17 protein-coding genes and 1 rRNA gene are annotated in these 22489 nt (G+C 44.4%); 12 read left to right on the top strand and 6 right to left on the bottom strand.

All coding sequences use genetic code 11. From position 1 onward, the window contains the following. Positions 1-5 precede the first annotated feature (5 nt). Together rrf and OFY17_RS14730 are read left to right on the top strand one after the other, a co-directional pair. Positions 6-120, top strand: a 5S ribosomal RNA gene (rrf, locus tag OFY17_RS14725). A 314-nt stretch (positions 121-434) separates the two neighbouring features. Further along, positions 435-1430: a phosphotransferase gene (locus OFY17_RS14730; RefSeq protein WP_263531497.1), complete on the top strand. Its 996-nt coding sequence runs from the start codon at positions 435-437 to the stop codon at positions 1428-1430. On the opposite strand, the gene hrpB is transcribed toward OFY17_RS14730, so the two are convergent. Further along, a complete protein-coding gene (gene hrpB, locus OFY17_RS14735; RefSeq protein WP_263531498.1) occupies positions 1416-3932 on the bottom strand; it encodes an ATP-dependent helicase HrpB in 2517 nt (838 codons plus the stop codon). The two genes, OFY17_RS14730 and hrpB, sit on opposite strands and share 15 nt — an antisense overlap. 166 nt (positions 3933-4098) lie before the next feature. Here hrpB and OFY17_RS14740 point away from each other — a divergent pair, with 166 nt between their 5' ends. The 6 genes from OFY17_RS14740 (at position 4099) to OFY17_RS14765 (ending at position 12187) form a co-directional block, all read left to right on the top strand. After that, positions 4099-4374, top strand: a complete 276-nt coding sequence (locus OFY17_RS14740) for a hypothetical protein (protein ID WP_263531499.1) — start codon at positions 4099-4101, stop codon at positions 4372-4374. Between the two features lie 115 nt (positions 4375-4489). Beyond that, entirely contained in the window at positions 4490-4924 is a 435-nt protein-coding gene (locus OFY17_RS14745; protein WP_263531500.1) for a hypothetical protein, read from the top strand. A gap of 71 nt (positions 4925-4995) precedes the next feature. Next, positions 4996-6381, top strand: a complete 1386-nt coding sequence (locus OFY17_RS14750) for a TolC family protein (protein WP_263531501.1) — start codon at positions 4996-4998, stop codon at positions 6379-6381. After that, entirely contained in the window at positions 6378-7931 is a 1554-nt protein-coding gene (locus OFY17_RS14755; protein ID WP_263531502.1) for an efflux RND transporter periplasmic adaptor subunit, read from the top strand. The genes OFY17_RS14750 and OFY17_RS14755 overlap by 4 nt, the downstream gene beginning before the upstream one ends. Positions 7932-7934: 3 nt before the next feature. Continuing rightward, positions 7935-11057: an efflux RND transporter permease subunit gene (locus OFY17_RS14760; protein ID WP_263531503.1), complete on the top strand. Its 3123-nt coding sequence runs from the start codon at positions 7935-7937 to the stop codon at positions 11055-11057. A gap of 287 nt (positions 11058-11344) precedes the next feature. After that, on the top strand, positions 11345-12187 hold the full coding sequence (locus OFY17_RS14765; protein WP_407659458.1) for an ion transporter: 843 nt from the start codon (positions 11345-11347) through the stop codon (positions 12185-12187). Positions 12188-12208: 21 nt separating this feature from the next. On the opposite strand, the gene OFY17_RS14770 is transcribed toward OFY17_RS14765, so the two are convergent. Both OFY17_RS14770 and OFY17_RS14775 read right to left on the bottom strand, forming a co-directional pair. Continuing rightward, positions 12209-12892, bottom strand: coding sequence for a DMT family transporter (locus OFY17_RS14770; RefSeq protein WP_318013702.1), 684 nt, complete (start codon positions 12890-12892; stop codon positions 12209-12211). Continuing rightward, the gene (locus tag OFY17_RS14775; RefSeq protein ID WP_263531505.1) at positions 12870-13682 is read right to left on the bottom strand and encodes a helix-turn-helix domain-containing protein; all 813 of its coding nucleotides are present in this window, start codon (positions 13680-13682) and stop codon (positions 12870-12872) included. Before OFY17_RS14775 ends, OFY17_RS14770 begins: the two co-directional genes overlap by 23 nt. A gap of 229 nt (positions 13683-13911) precedes the next feature. Here OFY17_RS14775 and OFY17_RS14780 point away from each other — a divergent pair, with 229 nt between their 5' ends. Both OFY17_RS14780 and OFY17_RS14785 read left to right on the top strand, forming a co-directional pair. Further along, positions 13912-15324: a Na+/H+ antiporter NhaC family protein gene (locus OFY17_RS14780; RefSeq protein WP_263531506.1), complete on the top strand. Its 1413-nt coding sequence runs from the start codon at positions 13912-13914 to the stop codon at positions 15322-15324. Then, on the top strand, positions 15324-16022 hold the full coding sequence (locus tag OFY17_RS14785; protein WP_263531507.1) for an aspartate/glutamate racemase family protein: 699 nt from the start codon (positions 15324-15326) through the stop codon (positions 16020-16022). The genes OFY17_RS14780 and OFY17_RS14785 overlap by 1 nt, the downstream gene beginning before the upstream one ends. Positions 16023-16110: 88 nt before the next feature. Here the strand turns inward: OFY17_RS14785 and OFY17_RS14790 are convergent, their stop codons facing one another. From OFY17_RS14790 to OFY17_RS14800, 3 genes are read right to left on the bottom strand one after another with little or no spacing between them, the layout of a single operon-like run. After that, positions 16111-16245, bottom strand: a complete 135-nt coding sequence (locus OFY17_RS14790; RefSeq protein WP_263531508.1) for a hypothetical protein — start codon at positions 16243-16245, stop codon at positions 16111-16113. Positions 16246-16247: 2 nt separating this feature from the next. After that, positions 16248-17264: a cytochrome d ubiquinol oxidase subunit II gene (gene cydB, locus OFY17_RS14795; RefSeq protein WP_263531509.1), complete on the bottom strand. Its 1017-nt coding sequence runs from the start codon at positions 17262-17264 to the stop codon at positions 16248-16250. Then, on the bottom strand, positions 17264-18703 hold the full coding sequence (locus OFY17_RS14800; protein WP_263531510.1) for a cytochrome ubiquinol oxidase subunit I: 1440 nt from the start codon (positions 18701-18703) through the stop codon (positions 17264-17266). Before OFY17_RS14800 ends, cydB begins: the two co-directional genes overlap by 1 nt. A 411-nt stretch (positions 18704-19114) precedes the next feature. Here OFY17_RS14800 and OFY17_RS14805 point away from each other — a divergent pair, with 411 nt between their 5' ends. Further along, a complete protein-coding gene (locus OFY17_RS14805; RefSeq protein WP_263531511.1) occupies positions 19115-21016 on the top strand; it encodes a sensor histidine kinase in 1902 nt (633 codons plus the stop codon). After that, positions 21006-22373 carry a sigma-54-dependent transcriptional regulator gene (locus OFY17_RS14810; RefSeq protein ID WP_263531512.1) on the top strand — a complete coding sequence of 456 codons (1368 nt, stop codon included), beginning with the start codon at positions 21006-21008 and terminating at the stop codon, positions 22371-22373. The genes OFY17_RS14805 and OFY17_RS14810 overlap by 11 nt, the downstream gene beginning before the upstream one ends. Positions 22374-22489: the final 116 nt, after the last annotated feature.

A 22489-nucleotide genomic window follows, 5' to 3' on the forward strand; every position in this document is an offset into this window, starting at 1 on the left:
AATTGCTTGACGATCATAGAGGCGTTGAACCACCTGATCCCATCCCGAACTCAGAAGTGAAAAGCGCCATCGCCGATGGTAGTGTGGGGGATCCCATGTGAGAGTAGGTCGTCGTCAAGCTTTAAATTAAGAGAAACCCCATCCTGCTACGCAGGGTGGGGTTTTTTCGTTTTGGGGTGTTAAAAACAAGAGTAGAAAGCTTAAAACACAATGCCAGTGTGGGGCTCTTTAGACGATATGCATGTGAGGCTAACTCACTACCAAGCAAAAACAACAGAAGCCCTGATAGCACCCCTGTCAGGGCTTTTTTGTGTGTTAGAAAAGTGCCTGGAATAAAGCTCACAAAGAAATAAGACAAAGCCTCAGTATAGTTGGCTTCTTTTAGTTACTATTCGGTATGATTAACGGGATGATGTTTAGGTACTAGGACTTTTATGACTCCTGAGATTTTTATTAAGCGTACATTAGGTGCTTCTGCTGTAAAGAGAGAGTCGGTTATACAAAGCCTATGGAGTGGCTATGGTGAAATAGTACGCTTTTCTATCGAAGGCTCATCGCTTGCTGATAGCGTCATTCTCAAGTCAATTCAGCTTAATGAAATACAAAACCATCCACGTGGTTGGAACTCAGACTTATCCCACCAAAGAAAGCTCCATTCCTATCAGGTTGAAAAAAACTGGTATCAAGACTGGTCCGCGAAATGTGATGACAGCCATCGTGTAGCAAAATTGTTTGGGGTCTTGGAACAGCCTGAATACTTATATTTATTGTTAGAAGATTTAGACTCATCTGGTTATTCTAGTCGGTGCTCTTCTTTAACAGTACAACAGAGTTTATTGGTACTGAATTGGTTAGCCGCTTTCCATGCGCACTTTCTATGTTCTGATAGAGTCTCAAAGTGGCCTGAGGGGTTATGGCAAAGAGGTACTTATTGGCACCTTGATACACGACCTAATGAATGGCAGTCGATGGAAGAAGGGCGTTTAAAAGAGTCGGCTAGTGAAATCGATAAAATATTGAACAATGCTAAATATCAAACTTTAGTCCATGGTGACGCCAAGCTTGCGAACTTTTGCTTTAGTGATGATATAAGCGCAGTGGCGGCTGTGGATTTCCAATATGTAGGGCGAGGTATTGGAGTACAAGATGTTGCTTACTTCTTAGGGAGTTGCTTTAGTGAACAAGAACTACAAACGCACCTAGAGTACCTTCTCGAAAGTTATCTAGCTGAATTATCCCGATGTCTGGTTTCTATGGGGGAGTCTCCCGATATCGCAGAAGCGGTTGCTCAAGAATGGGGAGACTTATTCCCTATTGCATGGGCTGACTTCCATCGCTTTATTATGGGCTGGTCACCTACACACCATAAAAATACGCCATTCAGTCAAAACATAACGAATGCCGTATTAGAAGAGTTAAGACGACCTTAAGGCCCGATTGGTTTTACCAGTCGCTTGAGCTTCCATTGGGTTGTCTGGCCACGGATGTTTTGGATAACGGCCACGCATTTCTTTACGTACTTCGGGGTAAGCTTCTTGCCAGAAAAAGGCGAGATCTTGAGTAATGGCCAATGGTCTTTGTCCAGGAGACAAGAGCTCAACTCGAATGCTTTGATGTAAAACGGTAGGGCTGGAGGCGCAGCCAAACATTTCTTGTAGCTTTACTCGTAGTGTTGGTATCTCTTCACAATAATCGATGGCATAACTTGAACCAGATGGAACACTTAGTCTTTCTGGAACATTCTGTTTAAGTTGTTGCTGCTGAGACCAGTCTAACCGGCTTAATAGCGCCTCTTTTAACGGTAGCTTGTTTAAGGCTTGTTGATTGGTCACCTTGCCTAAATACGGGCCGAGCCATTCTTGTATTGAGTTTGTTAAAGCTTCATTTGAACTGTCTGGCCATGCTTGGCGAGTATCGTATTTAAAAGCGTACTCTAGTCGAGCTTGAAGTTGTTTACTGGCATTATCCCAAGGCAGGCACTCAATGCCTTCTTCTTGAATGTAATCACAGAGAGCTTGGCATATGGCTTCTTCAGAAGACGAGGAGAGAGGTTTAGTAGCAATACAGAGTTTGCCAATCCAGCTTTGCTCTTCACTCAGTAAGCGTCCTTGTTTTTTCGACCAAACCAAGTTTTCTCGCTTTTTTATCAAGTGTGGGAAGGTTTTGATCATTGCCTGTAAATCTAATGGTAGGGCAAGGAAAATACGATCTTCTCCACGGTCTTTTTGCCCGCCAATCTCAAGTGAAAGTAACCACTCACTTTTCGTACAGCTATCTGATGACGGAAGAAACGCTTTACGGCCATTGCTCAACTTATAGCTGATTTGTTGACTACTTTGATTGACTCTATGGGCGATTCTATCCCTATAGGCACATACTAGTAATGCTGATAAAGGCTGGGCTGGGTTTGTTTGAGAAGGCCCCATATCTAAAGAAAGGCAACGTTTCTCCCATGATGCTTGGGCTTTTAAATATGGCTGTTTTGGCCGTGAGCCATGGTCGTTGATTGAACCATTTAACCAGTCTAAGCGAGAGCTAATATCACTACCTGATTGTGAGAAAGGGTCGCCTTCAGAAAGAATAGTACAAAGGGCTGCCGCTTGTTTTACCTGATTGGTACGCTTTCCAGAGATAAGCACATGGGCAAGCCTTGGCTCGATACCAAGTTGTCCCATGGCTTCGCCCATAGGAGTCAGATTTAAGGTTTCTTGATTTGTTAACGCACCAAGCTCACATAAATGATCAATCGATTGCTGCCAATGATTTTGTGGAGGAGGGGATACCCAATCCAGCTCTAGACGATCTTGTACGCCCCATTTGGCTAAATCTAATACTAGATTACTCAAGTCACTTATTTCTATCTGGGGCTGTGCCTGAGAGGCCAGTTGAAATTGCTGATCAGCGCTCCACCATCGGTAGCACACACCAGACTCTATACGTCCAGCTCGCCCCATACGTTGTGTGGTTTCGGCTTGGGTTGCTCGACGAGTATGCAGTCGTGTTGTTGCTGTATTCGCATCAAACCTTGCTTCACGGCTTAAACCACTGTCTATAACGATTCGAATACCTTCGATGGTTAAACTGGTTTGCGCTATGGATGTGGCGAGAACGATTTTTCGTTCGCCTTTAGGAGCCGGAGCGATAACAGACTCTTGCTCTTTCAGACTCAAGTTCCCATAAAGAGGCAATATATGCAGGCCTTGTGTCGCTTCTAGTCTGTGCTTTAACTGGCTGGCCACATAGTGAATTTCCTTTTGGCCCGGTAAGAACACAAGAATACTGCCCATTTCATTATGCACGGCATGGCAAGTTTGGCGAACCACTTCATCGCTTACATCGTTTATGCGTAAAGCTTTATTGCTGTAATGGATTTCGACTGGGAAACTTCGGCCTTGGCTGCTCAGCACTCGACAGCTTAGACTCTTTTGTAGGGCTTGAGTATCAAGCGTCGCGGACATGACTAAGAGTTTTAAAGGGTCTTCATCACGATAGAGTTCTCTTGCTTGTAAGCATAATGCGAAGGCGAGATCGGAATGCAAGTTGCGCTCGTGAAACTCATCAAAGATAACGAGGGCGATATTCTTTAAGCTCGGGTCATCTTGCAGCATGCGAGTGAGTACACCTTCAGTCACCACAAGTACTTTTGTTTTAGCGCTTTCTTTTCCCTCATGACGAATACGATAGCCAACACGCTCACCAAGTGGCTCGTTCAGTGTATCTGCTAGCCTTTTTGCTGCGGATTTAGCGGCTAATCGTCTTGGTTCCAGCATGATGATTTTACGGCTGCCTACCCATTCCCCGTCCATTAACTCAATAGGAACAACTGTCGTTTTACCTGCACCGGGAGCGGCTTCTAAGATAGCTTCATTTTGCTCTCTTAGTTGTTGTTTTAATTCTGGTATGAGGGAATAAATAGGTAGCTGATCTAACATGGTATGACTCATTTATTTACTGCGCTCTATCATAGCCTTTTTGGATAGCAACTTCAGGCAACCTTTTTGATTAGGGAAGTTGGTTGTATAAAATTTAAACAGAAACGTAGAGCTTTCATCAAACTGTGTCATACTAGAATACTTTGACCTTCTAAGGGAAAGTATTGTGAAGTCCGATCCAGAGTCTTTATTAAAGAATCACCGTGAGTTAATCCATTCGGATGCACTAAAGGTGAAGTCTCATGTGCAAAGGTCACAAGAAGATTGGATCTTACATACCCTGATGATTGAAGGCTATGACGTGCCTTTTCGTTTCAAGCGACAAGGAAAGTACCGTACTTTAAAAGGCGCTAGAGTGAATCTCACCTATTACCCAACAGAAGAAATGGTCGCCGGCATTCCTGTTGAAGTAATGAAAGTTGTTAGAGTCAAACGTAGTTAAGCTACTCAAGTCTTCCCTTTACCCACACTCGTATTCTACCGACGCTCTGATATTAAACATTGAAAATCATTCGTCGGTTTTATATAGTCGAATGACTTGTTGGTGAGATTTTTCCATGTCCGTAGATCAAATGCATAAAGCTAGTCAGTCAGTGAGAAGGCGTGGTTTCGTCTGCTTAGTGCTGTTCGTTTTCGCTTTATTCTCTATGGCGATAACAAACCACATGATGTCGACTCATATGGAACTTATGCAGCACGCGGTGCAAATTGACCATAATATGTCTGAGCATCACATAGTTAAAACTGATCATCATATGCATATTGACGGCAGTGATTGTCAGCCAGAAACTATGCTTGGCTGCGGCAATATGGCCATGGATCATTCTCATCAAGACTGTCTGGATAGCCACTGCAGTACTTTTTCAGGGCTATTGCTAGCTTACTTAATATTTTCTGATCACTTCTTTGCTGTGCACAATGTATTGCCCCTGCAAAGTTATGTCTCACTCTCTCTAAGTACGCCTTATTTCCCCCCAATAGTCATTTCTTAAATTCGCTATTTTCTCTTGTCGTAGTTTCCTGCGGCGGGTTGTTATGAATTTAAAAATGAGTATTAAGAATCATGGCCAAAAACAATTTTTGGGCACTCTGTGGTAATTCACGGAGAGTCTATGGGCGTTGCACTATTACTAGAAAAATAGGGCATTTACGCTACTTATTCGTATTACCTCTACTTACCATGTTGCCTTCGATAGCAGACGCGTATCCGTTAACGCTTCAAGACGCTATTAATAAAGCAGTCAGTGAAGATGAGTGGCTGACGTCTAGTTTTCATAAAGAAGTGGCATTACGCGAGCTCAGCCAAGGGTCGACGTCACTACCAGACCCTAAGGTAAGTCTCGGTTTGTTAAATATGCCGACAGATAGCTTCGACTTTAATCAAGAAGCTATGACCCAGTTGAGTTTCTCTATCTCACAAACTTTTCCTGCGGGAGATACTTTGCGTTTGATGGGGGAAAAATACAGCGCTTTGGGAGACCAGATGCCGCTAGAACGTGATAATCGCCGTGCCATATTGACCATGGAAGTGTCTAAATTATGGCTAAGTGCTTATCAATATGAAGAAAGCATGAAGTTGGTCTTGAGAAATAAAAAGCTCTTTGAGCAGCTGCATGATGTGGTGGAAAGTAGTTATAGCTCGGCTTATGGAGCGGCTAAGCAACAAGACTTGGTCCGTTCTGAATTGGAGCTCATTAAACTGGATCATCGTCTTGCAGAGTTACAGCAAGGCAGACGTCATACTTTATCTAAGTTAATGCAATATATCTCTTTAGCGCCTAATGAAAAATCATCCATTGATGATGGTATTCAGCTTGTAGGGGAAGGAAAGATTATTCGTTCGCTTTTATCTCCTCAGCCATATTCTGCAGGAGACCTATCAAAGCGTTTACTCCAGCATCCAATGGTAAAAGTTGTTGAGGCAAAATCATCTTCTGCTCAAATAGATAAAGCCCTTGCGGAGCAAAAATACGAGCCGCAATGGGGAATCAGTTTAGGTTATGGTTATCGTGGTGATGACCCAAGTGGTAATAGTCGGGCTGACTTGGCCTCGGTTGTTGCCAGTGTGAGCCTGCCAATTTTTTCCTCTCGAAGCCAAGATGCACAGGTAAAGGCGGCGGCGTTAAAGGTTGAATCCATCGTCTCAGAAAAGCAATTAGTACTTAATGAGCTGCGAGCAAAGTATCTATCCCTCACGTCTGATATTGAGTCATTAGAAGGACGAGTTGAACTATATCAAAGTCAGTTAATTCCTAGTTACCAACAAAGTGTACAGACCACTCTGAATGCTTATACAAGTAATGATGGTTTTTTCACGGAAGTCGTACAGGCACGTATTGCCATTTTAAATGCTCAGATTGAATTACTGAGTATCCGTGTTGAGCGGTTAAAGCGTTTGGCGGAGTTAAATTATGTCTTGGCAAGCGTTGCAGAAGAGGTGAACAAATGAAAATTATAAGTTTTGTAGGTGTTTTTATTTTAGGCGGCGTGCTTTCTGTTGCGGGTTACCATTTTTTACCTTCCATCATGCAAGGCAAGGCGATGTCACACCCAATGGATATGGGTGATGATAGTGCCTCGGTAGAAGAGCAACCTTTATATTGGGTTGCACCAATGGACCCTAATTATCGACGAGATAAGCCAGGTAAATCTCCAATGGGGATGGATCTGATTCCTTTTTATGCGGCCGAATCCAGTGCTAAGAATAGCCCTGGCACTGTGAGTATTTCTCCAGAAGTGGTGAATAACTTGGGAGTACGAACCAGCGAAGTATTTCGTGGAGTGCTTAAACCCGATATCAGCACAGTCGGTTACTTAACTTACAACAATGACAAGGTCACACATATTCACCCACGTGTAGAAGGTTGGATAGAAAAAAGCTTTGTTAAATCGAATGGTGATTATGTTGAGAAGGGGCAAGCACTGTTTGACCTCTACTCACCTACTTTGGTGAATACTCAAGAAGAGTTTTTATTTGCTTTAGGTCGTAAAGATCAGCGCATGATGAAAGCGACAGAAGAGCGACTCAAAGCGCTGCATGTACCCAATGAATTTATTCGTACCCTTAAATCAAAGCGCCGAGTTTCGCAAACAATTCGCTTTTATGCGCCACAAAGTGGTGTGGTGGATAACCTAGGTATTCAGGACGGTGTTTACATAAAACCTGGAACAACCCTAATGTCTATCGCCGACCTTAATGAGGTGTGGTTAGAGGCAGAAGTGTTTGAAAGGCAAGCGCACTTGGTTGAGGTTGGCCAGCCAGCTGAAGCGAGCATGGACTTCCTACCTGGGCAAGTATTCGATAGTCATGTTGATTTTATTTACCCTACTTTAGATGCTAACAGCCGTACCCTTCGAGTACGTATTCGGTTAGATAATGCTGAGCAGTTGCTGAAACCCGATATGTTTGCCCATGTTCGTATTCAAGCTGTGTCATCCCAGCCAAAACTCTTAATTGAGAAAACAGCGCTCATTCGTGGTGGTGAGCAAAATCGAGTGGTCTTGGCATTAGGGGAAGGTCGCTTTAAATCTGTCGCAGTACAAACTGGTGCATTAGGGAGTGATTATGTGGAGGTGTTACAAGGACTAGAACTAGGTGACGAAGTCGTAACCTCTGCACAATTCTTATTGGATTCTGAATCCAGCAAAAGCTCTGATTTCAAACGCATGAACATTCTGCCAGATCAAGGTATGCAGGAAGCCATGGCTCATGTTGGACATGTACATGATACCCCAGAGCCTGAAGAACAAGTCCCTGATGTTGTGTGGGTAGCGGCAAAAATAAATCATATTGATGCTGATAAACGCATACTGAACGTTAATCATGCTGAGATAGCGGATTGGGGTTGGCCAAAAATGACCATGGACTTTGTGCTGGCTGACTGGCTTGAGCCAAGTGAATTGCCCACTGGTAAAAACGTGCAACTTGAGATTACTCGAGAGAGTGGTGCTGAATTTGTTGTTAGTGATTATTCAACCACTAGTGCCGAGCAGGAGTAATTTATGATAGCAGCAATTATTCGATGGTCTATCCATAATCGGTTCATGGTGCTGTTAACCAGTATGATGCTGGTCGCAGTGGGGCTATATTCCTTAAAAAATACACCTGTAGATGCCATTCCTGATCTGTCGGATGTGCAAGTCATCATTAAAACCAGTTATCCGGGTCAAGCGCCTCAGGTAGTTGAGGATCAGGTTACTTACCCTTTAACAACAGCAATGCTGTCGGTGCCTGGTGCGCAAACAGTACGTGGCTATTCGTTTTTTGGGGATTCTTACGTATACGTTATTTTCGATGATAATACGGATATGTATTGGGCTCGTAGTCGTGTTTTGGAGTATTTGAGTCAGGTTGCACCCTCCTTACCAAGTAATGCCAGAGCACAATTAGGTCCTGATGCAACTGGGGTTGGTTGGGTCTATTTGTACGCATTGATTGATAAGACAGGAAATCTGGATCTTGCTCAGTTGAGGTCATTACAAGATTGGTTCTTAAAATATGAACTGCAAACTGTCCCTGGGGTTTCGGAAGTTGCTCCTATTGGCGGTATGGTAAAGCAGTATCAAGTCAGTGTTGATCCAAACAAACTCCGTGCGCTCAATATGCCCCTGAGCCATATTCAAACAGCGATAAAAAGAGGTAACCAAGAGGTCGGTGCATCGGTCATTGAGATGGCTGAAGCGGAATATATGGTACGTGCCTCTGGGTATATTCAAAGTATTGAAGACATTGAAGCTATACCTTTAGGAGTGAGTGAAAGTGGTACGCCTCTTACCATTAAAGATGTGGCTGAAGTTGGCATTGGTCCACAAATGCGTCGTGGTTTAGCTGAGCTTAATGGCGAAGGTGAAGCGGTTGGCGGTGTTGTGGTGATGCGCTTTGGTGAGAATGCGCAACAAACCATTTCGGGGGTCAAAGCAAAGTTAGAGAGCTTGAAATCTAGCCTACCGGAAGGTGTGGAAGTGGTCACGGTTTATGATCGATCTGGGTTGATAGATCGTGCTGTGAACAATTTGTGGACCAAGCTACTCGAAGAGTTTCTGGTGGTTGCACTGGTCTGCGTGGTTTTCCTATTTCATGTGCGCTCTTCTTTAGTGGCCATTATCAGTTTGCCTGTTGGTATTTTGACCGCCTTTATTGTTATGCATTGGCAAGGCATTAATGCCAATATCATGTCGCTAGGGGGGATCGCCATTGCTATTGGCGCCATGATTGATGGTGCAATAGTCATGATTGAAAACCTCCATAAGCATATGGAAAAAGTTGAGATGACAAAAGACAACCGCTGGCAAATTGTCACTAAGGCGGCAACAGAAGTTGGGCCAGCTTTATTCTTTAGCTTGCTGATTATCACTGTGAGTTTTGTACCGGTATTTACTTTGGAGTCTCAAGAAGGACGAATGTTTGGCCCGCTGGCGTATACAAAAACCTATGCCATGGCGGCATCCGCTGCATTAGCCATTACCTTAGTACCAGTATTAATGGGGTGCTTTGTGCGGGGCAAAGTGGTGTCAGAACATAAGAACCCGATTAATAGGGCTCTGGTTGCTGTGTATATGCCAGCTTTAAAAGCGGCATTGAGCTTTCCGAAAACCACCTTGTTGTTGGCGGTCATGGTATTTCTCATTGGCATGTGGCCATTGAATAAATTAGGCAGCGAATTCATTCCTAGTTTAGATGAAGGCGACTTAATGTATATGCCAACGGCTTACCCCGGAATATCCATTGGCCAAGCACGTCAGGTGTTGCAGCAGACCAATAAGCTCATCATGACCCTTCCTGAAGTAGAAACTGCCTTCGGTAAAGTTGGGCGTGCAGAAACAGCAACCGATCCTGCACCATTAACTATGATTGAAACCTTTATCCAGTTAAAACCTCAGTCACAATGGCGAGAAGGTATGACCAGTGACAAGATTAAGCAGGAGCTGGATCAATTAGTGAAAATGCCGGGGATTACGAATGCTTGGGTTATGCCAATTAAAACTCGTATCGATATGTTGGCAACGGGCATTAAAACCCCAGTGGGGATCAAAATTGCGGGTCCAGATTTAACTGTCATCCAAGAGATAGGCCAACAGCTTGAGAAAATCCTTAAGCCAATCGAGGGCACAGCATCGGTTTATTCCGAACGTGTTGCTGGTGGGCGCTACGTTAAAGTGGATATCAATCGCCAGAAAGCTTCACGTTATGGCATGAATATTCAAGATGTGCAGCAAGTTATCTCATCGGCTGTTGGCGGTATGAATGTGACCAATACCGTTGAGGGCTTGGAGCGATACCCGGTCAATGTCCGCTATCCACAAGAGTATCGCGACTCTCCAGAGCAGCTTAGCCTTTTACCTATCGTTACCCCGAACGGATTAAGAATAGCCTTAGGAGATATTGCCGAGGTCTATGTGGAGGAGGGCCCACCGGGATTGAAAAGTGAAAACGCACGATTGAATGGCTGGACCTTTGTGGATATTGAAGGGGTAGACATTGGTCGTTATGTGGAAAATGCACAAACTATTGTTGCTGAACAAGTACAGCTGCCAGCAGGCTACTCATTGAATTGGTCAGGACAATATGAATACATGCAACGGGCAAAAGCCAAGTTGACCTATGTTGTGCCGTTAACCTTGTTAATCATCATTGTGCTGTTGTACATCAATTTCCGTAACTTTTCAGAAGTGGCCATTATCATGGGGACACTGCCATTCGCCATGGTTGGCAGTGTCTGGCTGATGTACTTGTCTGGCTTTAATTTCTCTGTTGCTGTGGGGGTTGGCTTTATTGCCTTGGCTGGAGTAGCAGTAGAAATAGGTGTCATTATGTTGGTGTATTTGAACCAAGCATGGGATGAAACCTTGGGCAAATACGCTGAGAAGAATCTAGCCCCAAGAGCTGAGACGCTTTACCAAGCCGTATTACATGGTGCAGGTATGCGTGTGCGCCCAGTCATGATGACGGCAGCCTCTATCATTATTGGTTTGTTGCCCATTTTATACGGCACTGGAACGGGTTCAGAAGTAATGAGTCGAATTGCGGCGCCTATGGTCGGAGGTATGGTCAGCGCCGTGGTCTTAACATTGTTGGTTCTGCCTGTAGTGTATTTCCTATGGAAGAAGTCATCTCTCACTCAATAATACGGATCCGGCATGTTAGGGAATAGCCTCTTATGCCGTGTGATTAACAATACATGGTGATGGTGCGCTCCTTGGAGGAGGGGCGCAATTCGCTTATTTAATCTTATTTTCCCTTTTACCATCAAACTAAAGTAGTTCATAAGACAGCTCGGAAAGTGTTTTTACCACTGAATGGGTGAGTTTCCCTTCCTATCTTAGGCTTTTAATTTTCTCTCTATGATCTTAATATGGCCTCCATTCTCGTGTTATACCGACTTCCTGATATTAGGTGTTAAAGAACAATGGCTATGATGAGTTACCGACGTATATTTGCTTACATGAAAAAAATCGAAAAAAGTGTTTGGTTTCAAGGTTTTATCATTGGCACCATCATAATTGCCGCTTTAACAGTAGGAGCGAAAACTTACACACTGCCAGATGGCGTAGAAACCGCTATCAATTATTTAGATACCTTCATCACCATATTTTTTCTAGTAGAACTCAGTTTCCGATTTATCGCTTGCAGTAAAAAGCGACATTTCTTTAAAGACCCTTGGAATATTTTTGACACCATCATTGTGGTGGGAAGTTTGGCACCAATCTCTGAGACAGAGATGATATTGCTAGCCCGATTACTAAGAGTGTTTAGAGTGCTGCGTTTGGTTTCTATTATTCCTGACTTACGCTTCCTCATTAATGCCCTGCTCAAAGCCATCCCTAAAATGGGCTACATCGCTTTGCTGATGTTTATCATCTTCTATATTTTTGCAGCAGTTGGCTCTATCTTCTTCAACGATGTAAACGAAACCCTTTGGGGTGACATTGCGATCTCCATGTTGACACTGTTTCGTGTGGCTACCTTTGAGGATTGGACGGATGTCATGTATGAAACCATGGCGGTTTATCCGTTAAGCTGGATCTTTTATATCGTCTTTATCTTCCTAACCGCTTTTGTGTTCTTGAATATGATGGTGGGTGTTGTACTGGATGTAATGACCAGAGAAACCTCTGAAAAAGAGCAAGAGAATCAGGACAATCACCACCATGAGCTTATCACTCAAATATCAGAGTTACAGGCTCAAGTGAGTAAATTGGCTGATAAGATAGATGCTCAGAATACTACAGCTTCAAAAAGAGAGCCTAACGAATAGGCTCATGGCCAGACAAAATCCCTAGGTTTGATTTACAGTTTTTGTCTGGCTGCTTTTCTTTTTCTCTGCAGCAGCAAGCCCAGCTCCAGCCAATACTAAAGGTGCGGCAAGCATGAAGGTGGTGGCTATCGGTAAACGGAAAATCACCAAGTCAGCCAATAACGGCCACAGCAAAGCAAGGTATTCGAATGGCGCAAGGCGTGAGGCTTCTGCGTAGCGAAAAGACATAGTCATCGCAATGTGCGCGAAGCCGCCAAATATTCCAGCCCCAACTAAGTAGAGTAAAGTGGTTCCTTCCGGCATGACCCAACCCCAAGGCAGAGTCAGTAAAGCGCCAAGCATGGCAGCAAGCACAAAATAGAGAGCGATAGCGCCAGGGCTTTCAGTTTTATTAAGACTGCGCACCATAATCAAAGCAAATGCTGATAGAGCGGCAGAGGCAATGCCCAGAATAACTCCCAATAACCGGCCTTCATCTGAGTTATCGCCACCAAGCTCTGGCCAAACTAGCGTGATTACTCCTGAAAAACCAAGAAGAATTCCCCCTATACGAAATAGGGTAAGTCGCTCTGATAGTAACCAGACAGCAGCCATTGCTGTGAGTAAGGGAGAAAGTTGGGCAATCAAAATAGCCTCGGCAATGTTTAAACGAGCGAGTGATGAAATGCTTTGGCCTATTGGCTTATTTAGCTCTAAATTGCCAATGTTCGTTTACTCCCTGGTTGTTGATCATATCTAACAATGTTTTATCTAATGTTGGGTCGTCTGGGGAATAAAACCGGCACTCTGCAAGTGTTTTACGCAAAGGAATATCTTGCCCTAAAAATTCCATTGAAACCCTTGCACTACAAGGCATGCGATCATCGTTAGAAGATACTCCCATACGTAAGCCATGGAGCCAATGAATTCGGTTTTTAAAGGTAGGATATAAAATGGTTTGAGTAATCTCATTGATGGTTAAAGACTCATAATCTGTCATAAAAATACGGTCTGAGAGAAAGTGTGCGACTCCTAGATACTTACAATGGCAAACTTCTTTATTCTGTTCTCCTATTTCGATTAAGCGTTCAGTACGTTGGTAGAGAATTTTGTCTTCAACTTTTGAAAAGCATACAAGAGATTTGAGTATCTTACCGGGGTTACTCATGGAGTAGTAATACTCAAAGTAGTAGCCCAAATATTTGTCTAACTCTGGACTGGATTTGTCCATCAACCTTTTTAAATGATCGAGCTCTACCTGATCACTCGTTAGGCTGTCTTGTCGAGGATTGTGCTGTACTAATTGTTGAAATTGCTTGTGAGGCAATTGTAGCTCATATTCTGCCACATCAAAGAACTCACAAATTCGTCTTAATGTATTGGCTGCTGGGCGATGGCGACCACTCAAATAGCGATTAAATTGCGACCGACTAATTCCCAAACGTTGAGTCACATCACTGATAGATTTGTAATAGCTGCACAACAGCCTGAGGTTTAATGCAACGTCTTGATTCATTATTTGAGCCTAGAAGAGAGGTTAGATAATTTATAAGCATAGCAATTAGTTCACCCCCTATGAAAGACGCATTTTGATGTACAAAGCGCGTCAAAGTACGCCAACTTAGGTCAGAGTGTCAAATGTCTTAAAAAGTCTTCATTTGCTCTACTTAAAGACTCCATGTCGCCCAGTGTGTCATTCAACTGCGAGGTCGATGTAAGTATGAGCAAAATCATGAGGAATTTTTATGACTGAAAAATCGAATTTGTCGTTTTACGGTGGCCCATGGCTGTCCTTCTTACCCATTATCAGCTTTGTGAGTGTGGCAATTTATGTAGCCACAGCGCTTGAAGAAGCCACGATACAAGGCATGTGGGTAGGAATACTTGCGGGTTTATTAGTGACCTTCTTATTTGCCAGAGACAAGTCTCTATACGCAGAAACAATAATGAAGGGAATGGCTAGTAAAGTGGCGATTGCTCCGGTTGCAGCTTGGATTTTTGCAGGTATTTTTGCCACCGTGTTACGTTCGTCAGGCTTAGTAGATGGTGTGCTTTGGGCAGCGTATCACACTGGTGCTACAGGCACGGCTTTTGTCGTTGTGAGCTTTATTGCCAGCGCTTTATTTGCGACAGCGGCAGGTACAGGTTTCGGAACCATAGCCGCAGGTATGGGCGTACTGTATCCAGCGGGTGTGTTGCTTGGAGCAGACCCTTTACTTATGGCCGGAGCCATAGTTGGAGGTGGTGCTTTTGGTGATAATCTAGCACCTATTTCAGATACCACCATTTCGTCTGCGGCCAGCCAAGACACTGATATTGGTGGAGTGGTTCGTTCACGCCTTAAATACTCTGCCACTGCTGGAGTGATTACACTGGTGCTGTTGGTGGTATTCAGTCTTGCCAATTCAGGCATTACAGCGCAATTGCCTTATGAAGTTTTAGCCGAACATATGGATCCGAAAGGTTTGTTCATGTTGATTCCTGCCCTTGCTGCAATTTATGTGGCAATGCAGAAGGGCGATGTTATTTTTGCTACCACGGTTGGTATTTTACTCGGTATGTTGGTGGCCGTTGTGACAGGCTTAAATACGGTTGACGGTTTTTTATCAGTAGAAAATGGTGCTCTGATTAACGGTGTGGCAGGTTGGATGTCTGATTTGTCTATCCTTGTATTACTGCTCGCTGGTGGTATTCGAATCATGCTGGACGGTGGCGGTAGCGATAAGCTTATTGAAGGTTTAAAAGGCTATGTTACAACTCCTCGTGGTGCAGAAGCCTCCTCTGCTGGATTGTCCTTGTTCCTATCGGCGATGATGAGTATCAACGCTCCGGCAATATTAGCGGTGGGTCTGTCCTATGCCAAACCTGTGGGCGAGCGTTTCAAACTACATCCTTACCGTCGGGCCAACATTATCGATAGCATGGCCTGTACCCTAGTCTATTCCCTACCTTGGTCGGCAGCTTTGTTGTTCGCTTCAGGTTTGTCTGCAAAAGCCGCGGAATCTTTCGCGGGTGTGCCTGCATTAAGTCCAATTGAAATGACCCCTTGGGTTCTGTATGCCTGGGTATTATTGGTGGTGATGAGTGTGTCTATCCTTACTGGTTGGGGCCGTAGCTTTGTTGATGATCAAGAAGTAGTAGGAAGTAGAAGCGAGTGATGAAGCAAGAAAATCGAGCAAAATTAGGCATTATCACAGGCTCTGGCCCTGAAGCGGGTGTGGATATGTGGCAAAAAATTCTTTTTGCCAATAAGCAAATGATGCAAGAAGCCTTTCAAGGGGATTTAGACGCCCCTACGGTGAGTATTATTTCTGAGCCTCAGCTTGGTCTCTCCATGGAATTGGAAAAAAACGATGCGATTGTCTGGGAAAAGCTAGCAAGAGTGGCACAGCAACTGGACTCACAAGTCGATTACTATGCCATTGCTTGTAATACTCTTAACTACTACCAACCACAATTAGAAGCACTTGGGTTAAATGCCACACTGGTGTCTTTTGGTGATGTTTTAAAAAAGAAGATAGTGACAGAAGGTTTGACCAAAGTGGCCTTGTTAGGATCTGATTCGGTGACCAACTTAGGTATTTGGTCACCTTATCGTGTGCTGAAAGAGATGGTGGAAATCGAAGTGCCTAAAGCTGATAGTGGCTTACATCAACTGATTTATGATGTGAAAACCTATGGTGGTGAAAGAGTCGATATAGTGCAGCGTTTTACCAAGCTAGTTGATGAGCTGGACGCCGATGTTGTGCTACTTGCTTGTACTGAATTACCTTTAATTCAGATTCAAACCCACAAACAACTGATAGATGTCACAGAATTGGTTGCGAAAGAGCTGGCGACTCTATCTTTAATATAGAGAAGTAGCCACGATTCTTACAAAGGGCTAGTTCTATGAACCGGCCCTTTTTTATGAATGAATCTATGTGGTTTTTCAATCAGTGCTTTTAAGGTAATGTCTTGATAAATAGCTTGAGCAAATAAGAAGTCGCGACCAAGCTAATAAAGCCAACCAAATACAGTAATAAAAACCATTGCCAAGATTTAAAGTGAGCCGTTTTGGCTTTAATGGATCTAAACATAGTTAATATCCCTCCTGATAATCTTCGACTTTCCCCGCAAAGACCCGATAGCCCCAAATCGTATAAGCACAAATTAACGGGACAAAAATACACACACCGGGCAGTAGGAATAGCAAGCTGGAATCTGGCGAAGCGGCCTGCCAAAAGGTCAATTGACGCGGAATTAGGTAAGGGAATAGGCCAATGATCAAGCCAGCAAACCCAAGCAAAAATAATGCAGCGGAATACCAGAAAGGGCGGCTTTCATGGTTTTTTGTCTGATCATTTTCATCGTGAGCATCTAACCCTTTCCAAGCGAGTACACCCACAATGATGGTTAGAATTGGTAAAGGCGATAAAAGTAGAAAGTTGTAATCCGTAAACCAGCGTTCACGTATTTCTGCTTGGCCAATCACAGTCCATAAGCTGACAACCACCATGGCGAACAGTGTGATAATGAGCAAATGCTTACCTAATTTTGCAGCATGCTTTTGAACTCTGCCACGGCTTTTCATGAAGAGGTAGCAAGCGGCCAATAGGGCATAACCAGCCATAACAGCAAAACCTGTTACGACAGAAAATGGGGTTAACCAATGTAGGCTTGATAGGCTGTTACTCCCTTCGGGAACCCCTTGCACTACAGCGCCAAGAAGCATCCCTTGGCAAAACGCTGCGATGGCAGAACCTGCACTAAAAGCAAAATCCCAGTAAGGCCGAGAGGTGTCGGATTTAAAGCGGTATTCAAAGGCGACACCACGGAAAATCAAAGCGAACAGCATCAGCATAATCGGTAAGTAAAAGGTGGACGTGATACCAGCATAAGCGGCAGGAAAGGCCGCAAATAGAATCACACCGCCAAAGACCAACCAAGTTTCATTGCCATCCCACACGTGGGAAATAGAACGCATTAGATGATCTTTTTCCCCAGCTTGGTCAAACCATGGGAAAAGAATGCCTATACCCAAATCAAAGCCATCCAACAAAACATACATAAAGATGGCAAAACCTAAAACGAGGAAGTAGAAAAAAGCTAAGTCCATTATGCAACTCCCTGTTCTGTGGGTTGACGTTCGTTATTTTGTGCTTCTTTATTCTGTAAGGTTTTTACCCATGCTAAGGCGTAACCTGGGGCTTTCATGCCGATTAACTGATTTTCCAGTGTTGCCATTGTCGGTGGCCCTTTGCGTATCAGCTTGCCCATAAAATACAGATAAACCACAAACAGTAAGCTGTAGATGATGACAAACATAATGAAGGTAAAAAGCACTCGTTCAGCGGGTAATGGAGAGACGATATCTGCCGTACGTACTAGGTTGTAAACAATCCAAGGCTGGCGGCCAATTTCGACCACATACCAGCCAGCCAACACTGCAATCACACCGGAAGGAGTAAACAGGGTCACTAAGGCTAGGAAAGGTTTGTTTTCAAATAAACGATCTTTGCGGCGCAGTAACAAGGCCAGTGCAGCAATGCCTAGCATACCGACACCAATCCCCACCATGACGCGGAATGACCAAAATACCAAGGGGACGTAAGGTCTGTCTTCTGGGGGAACGGCTTTCAAACCTTGGACTTCCCCGTCCCAAGAGTGAGTAAGAATCAAGCTACCAAGGTTAGGTATGCCGATTTGGTAATCGTTGGACTCTGTTTCCATGTTTGGCATCGCAAATAATACCAGCGGTACATTGGTTTCTTTCTCATGCCAAATACCTTCCATCGCTGCCAATTTTGTTGGTTGGTGTTCTTGTACATTTAAACCGTGCATGTCACCAATCCAAGTTTGTAGAGGGGTCAGCACTAAGGCGAACCACATGCACATGGATAAGCCTTTCTTAGCAAAAGGCAGGTGTTGCTTCTTCAATAAGTAATAAGCACTAATGCCAGCAACTACGAAGGTTGCGGTAATCAGTGAGGCGACAACCATGTGAGAAAGTCGATAAGGCATGGAAGGGTTGAAGATAACGGCCATCCAACTTTCTACTTCAAACTTACCATCGACAATTTTGTGGCCTGTGGGCGTTTGCATCCAAGAATTAGCCACTATGATCCAAAAGGCAGAGAACCAAGTGCCGACCATTACAACAACCGTTGAAAGAAAATGCAGTTTACGACCGACCCTTTGCCAACCAAATAACATGACACCGAGAAAGCCTGCTTCCATGAAGAAAGCGGTCAGTACTTCGTAAGCCATTAAAGGCCCTAGAACGGCGCCTGTGATCTCAGAAAATTCCGAGAAGTTAGTACCAAACTCGTATGACAAGACAATGCCTGACACAACGCCCATACCAAAGGTAATAGCGAAAGGTTTGATCCAGAACTTCGCCAGTTGTAAGTAATAAGGATTGTGTGTTTTGAGCCACAGGCCTTCCCAGATGGCAATCAAGGTGGCGAGCCCGATTGTGATACTAGGGAAGATAATGTGAAAGCTCACCGTAAAGGCGAACTGGAGTCGGGATAAGATAGCGACATCGAGATCCATAGTTGCTCCAAAAAGGTTATGCAAAAATAGTTATTTCAAATGCTAGGAGACCTTATTGGTCCCTATTGAAAAGAGAGAAGTAATGAGCTGAGAGCTTTGTTTGAAGTTACTTCTGCCTGACTCTAATGGCCCGCATTTGTTGAAGTGTTAATGGAAGGAGTGCCAAACCCATAATGCTAAAAAGTGCGATGACTTCTGTCATCAAAAAACCAGTATTCATAACGCTTGCCCCGTTAGTAAATAAACATTGATGTAGATCAATAGACTTGTTTTAGTCATAGCAATTGATAGGCCAATTCGAGCGGGTTTTTAAACTCATGATTTATAAGTAAAATATTTAAGTTTTGCTTGTTATGTAAAAGAAGTTTACGATTTGTTGATCTCTTTGGTGTAAACGAGGTTTACAGTCTTATGCTTTCATTACTCTTCGAAATTGCCATGTTGGTGTCCAGTGTGTGCGGATTTTTTGTAGCGGCATGGCTCATGTGGCGAGCACAAAAGCAAGGTGACTTACAGGCCTTAGCAGGCTTTGCCACCATGATGGCGATCTGGTGTTTGGGTCATGTGTTGTTATTACAGGGTTACCATTTGGCTGGTGTATTGGTTGTATTGGCGAACCCTCTGATGCCGACTTTCTTTTTGCATTTCGCCTTATGCTTTGTGAATTCTGAACCTGTGCAAAACCGCTTTTTAGATAGGCTGCGGGACGTGCTTCCTTGGTTGTATGTTATCAGTGGTTTTGTGGTGCTAGAAAGCTGGTGGCGGGGCGGTGGCGATGTGATTAGCACGGCGGATTTAGACGCCTTTTTTGTGTTCACCGACGCTGGCATCTTGAACCTTGCTTATACCGTATTGATAGGAGTTGCTGCCCACAGCATCTTGTTATTTGGTTGGTATCGACACCAAGGCAATAAAAAGCGATCTATCTTGGCGATGTTTGGCGTTGGCGCGTGGGGGTTATTGCTCGCCACCAGTTTTGTTTTCCCATCTTTCGGCATGAACTGGTTTCCTTATCCCATGCTGTTATTGCCCAGCTATTTATTGTTGTTGGTGTATGGTGTGGTGCGTTACCAGATTTTATCTGTGAACGCCTTTGCGAACCGTGCCTTGCTTTGGCTGGCCATGATGCTGGTGGTTTTTTGTCTGATTGCTGTGATCAGCGTGGTGTCTGGTCAGGTGGGGCTGCAAGCCTTGGCAAACGTACCTAGCTGGCAGTTATGGCTCTATTCTTTACTTCTTCTGGTGATGACTGCGGTGATTTACCAGCCATTGAATCGCTTAATTTCCCGTCTCATTTACCCCGGTGCCATGTTGAATGAACAGGTGCTAGAAAATTGGTCTAGCCATTTAAAAGAAGCACAAGATTGGCCCGCTCTTATCGCCATAGGCGAAAGACTGTTGTCAGCACAAATTCGTCGAAATGTTCAGATTAATATGCCATTTAGTGATGATATAGCAGTTAAAACTGATTTAGCCATCAGGCTTTCACACGATCAAAATGGCTGGCGATTTATCCTGATCGGCTGGGAGGACGCTAGCCCAGGGATGCGCCTAACAGCGGAAGTATTTGCTTCTCTTTATGCGAACAGTTGTGGCTTGTTGGACAGGTCTCTTGCATTGGCTGCAGCGGAACGAAAACGTCTGGATGAACAGCACCTTGTTGAGCTTGGTGGCTTATCTGCGGCGGTGGCCCATGAGCTGCGAAACCCTTTGAATATTATTGCCATGGCATCCCATGATTCGCCGCCAGAAACTCGTCAACACATTCAAACTCAGTTAAACCGAGCAGATCGTTTGGTAAGCGATATGTTGGTGTACTCCGGTGGTTTGACCCTGCAGCGTTCTCCTACACCGTTGCGAGCACTCATCACCAGTGTATTAGCCCAATCGTCATTGGAGAATATCCATTACGACATACAGGTAGACGATGCACTTGAATTAGATGCTGACCCTCAACGTCTTCAGCAGGTGTTTATTAACTTGATCGATAACGCTACGGCTTTTCTACGTAATCAAGCAGATAGCAGGTTGTGTATTGAGGCGACGTTGGAAGCGGAATCCTTGATTATCCAAATACACAATAATGGCCCCGAGATTGATAAAACACTGCAAGGTGGTGCCTTGTTTCAGCCTTTTGTGACCAAACGCGCTGGTGGCAGTGGCTTAGGATTGGCGATTGTACGTCGCATTATTGACGCCCATGGTGGGCGTATTTTCCATCGCGTAGACACAGGTTGGCCAGTGACATTTGAAATTGTCTTACCGAATAAACAGACACAAGAAGAAAAACAGGAACAACAGAATGCAGAATAAAATTTTATTGGTGGATGACGAACCTGCGTTCCGAGAATTGGCAGGGCGTTGGTTGGCCAAGCAAGATTACCATGTCAAAGCGGTTGGCAGCCTAGAAGAATCCCGTGAGGCGATTGGCAAATTTGACGCGGATTTGGTCTTGTTAGATTTGTCTATGCCGCCGCATTTTGATCCTCAAGTGACATTAGACGCCATGCCTGAGTTTGAAGGTCGCCCCGTGATTATTATTACCGGTCACGCGGATCGTGAATTGGCGTTAAAGGCGGTTGAATTGGGGGCTTGGGACTTTATCGCCAAACCTATAGATCCAGACATGCTAGCGGTCGTAGTGCGTCGAGCGATTACCAAAACCACACTGGAGAGGGAGTTAAACCAGCTCAAGCAATCTACTCAACAAACCCAAGGTGCGGCCTCTTATATTGGTCATTCGGTTAGCTCACAAAAAATTCGCGCCTTGATCGAGCGTATTGCACCAACGAACGTGCGTGTTTTAGTCACTGGGCCATCGGGCACAGGAAAAGAAGTGATTTCGAGAGCTCTGCATGACTTGAGCCTCCGAGCGAGTAAAGCCTTTGTTTCTGTTCACTGTGGTGCAATTCCCGCGGACTTGTTGGAAAGCGAGTTGTTTGGCTATGTGAAGGGAGCTTTCACAGGGGCGGAAAAAGACAAAGTTGGCTTATTAAGCTTGGCTGATGGCGGCACATTATTCCTAGATGAAATTGGTGAAATGCCACTGGCGATGCAAGTCAAACTGCTGCGAGTATTGCAAGAAGGCACCTTTTTTCCAGTTGGTGGGCGAGAGCAAAAACACATCGATATTCGAGTTGTTTCAGCGACCAACGCAGACTTGCTGAGCAAGGTGCAAGAGGGCAGTTTTCGGGAAGATCTGTATTACCGAATCAAAGGCGTCAACATTGAAACGCAGGCTTTATCAGAACGTTTAGAAGACGTTCCTGTTTTATTACAGGCGTTCCTTAAACACTTAGAAACACAACAATCGAAAACCCTACAACTATCATCAGAAGCCATGCAATGGTTTCGTGAACAGGCATGGCAAGGTAACGTGCGGGAACTTAGAAACGCCTTGGAAAGTGTTGCTTCTATATCCCCTACAGGGCGAATGACTATGGAAGACATTCAACTGCTTTACCCAAGTGATGATATCGCAAGCAATAGGCAAGCGAGCAACTCTTCTTCTAGCAGTGAAATTACACTGGATGAACAGGTTCGAGAACTGGAAATACGCCTCATCCATAACGCCCTAGAAAAACACCAAGGGAACCGTACCCAAGCCGCCAAACAACTTGGTATTTCACGGCAAGGGCTAATCAAGAAAATAGAGAGATATGGGTTGTGATTGCGACTGATTTGGGTGGCTAGAACATAACACATTCGCTCCACGCGCAAGCGCGAAAAGTCGCTGAACTGTGCTATGTTCCTGTCTAGCCAAGTGCTTGTCTTTAAAGGCACTTA

Origin of the sequence: Marinomonas sargassi, assembly GCF_025716875.1 — a bacterium.
GTDB classification, from domain to species: Bacteria; Pseudomonadota; Gammaproteobacteria; order Pseudomonadales; family Marinomonadaceae; genus Marinomonas; species Marinomonas sargassi.

What these genes read in the sequence shown, in the direction of transcription:
- OFY17_RS14730 (WP_263531497.1), top strand. Translation starts at nt 435, where the DNA reads ATGACTCCTGAGATTTTTATTAAGCGTACATTAGGTGCTTCTGCTGTA.
- hrpB (WP_263531498.1), bottom strand. Translation starts at nt 3,932, where the DNA reads ATGTTAGATCAGCTACCTATTTATTCCCTCATACCAGAATTAAAACAA.
- OFY17_RS14745 (WP_263531500.1), top strand. Translation starts at nt 4,490, where the DNA reads ATGTCCGTAGATCAAATGCATAAAGCTAGTCAGTCAGTGAGAAGGCGT.
- OFY17_RS14750 (WP_263531501.1), top strand. Translation starts at nt 4,996, where the DNA reads ATGGCCAAAAACAATTTTTGGGCACTCTGTGGTAATTCACGGAGAGTC.
- OFY17_RS14755 (WP_263531502.1), top strand. Translation starts at nt 6,378, where the DNA reads ATGAAAATTATAAGTTTTGTAGGTGTTTTTATTTTAGGCGGCGTGCTT.
- OFY17_RS14760 (WP_263531503.1), top strand. Translation starts at nt 7,935, where the DNA reads ATGATAGCAGCAATTATTCGATGGTCTATCCATAATCGGTTCATGGTG.
- OFY17_RS14765 (WP_407659458.1), top strand. Translation starts at nt 11,345, where the DNA reads ATGATGAGTTACCGACGTATATTTGCTTACATGAAAAAAATCGAAAAA.
- OFY17_RS14775 (WP_263531505.1), bottom strand. Translation starts at nt 13,682, where the DNA reads ATGAATCAAGACGTTGCATTAAACCTCAGGCTGTTGTGCAGCTATTAC.
- OFY17_RS14780 (WP_263531506.1), top strand. Translation starts at nt 13,912, where the DNA reads ATGACTGAAAAATCGAATTTGTCGTTTTACGGTGGCCCATGGCTGTCC.
- OFY17_RS14785 (WP_263531507.1), top strand. Translation starts at nt 15,324, where the DNA reads ATGAAGCAAGAAAATCGAGCAAAATTAGGCATTATCACAGGCTCTGGC.
- OFY17_RS14790 (WP_263531508.1), bottom strand. Translation starts at nt 16,245, where the DNA reads ATGTTTAGATCCATTAAAGCCAAAACGGCTCACTTTAAATCTTGGCAA.
- cydB (WP_263531509.1), bottom strand. Translation starts at nt 17,264, where the DNA reads ATGGACTTAGCTTTTTTCTACTTCCTCGTTTTAGGTTTTGCCATCTTT.
- OFY17_RS14800 (WP_263531510.1), bottom strand. Translation starts at nt 18,703, where the DNA reads ATGGATCTCGATGTCGCTATCTTATCCCGACTCCAGTTCGCCTTTACG.
- OFY17_RS14805 (WP_263531511.1), top strand. Translation starts at nt 19,115, where the DNA reads ATGCTTTCATTACTCTTCGAAATTGCCATGTTGGTGTCCAGTGTGTGC.
- OFY17_RS14810 (WP_263531512.1), top strand. Translation starts at nt 21,006, where the DNA reads ATGCAGAATAAAATTTTATTGGTGGATGACGAACCTGCGTTCCGAGAA.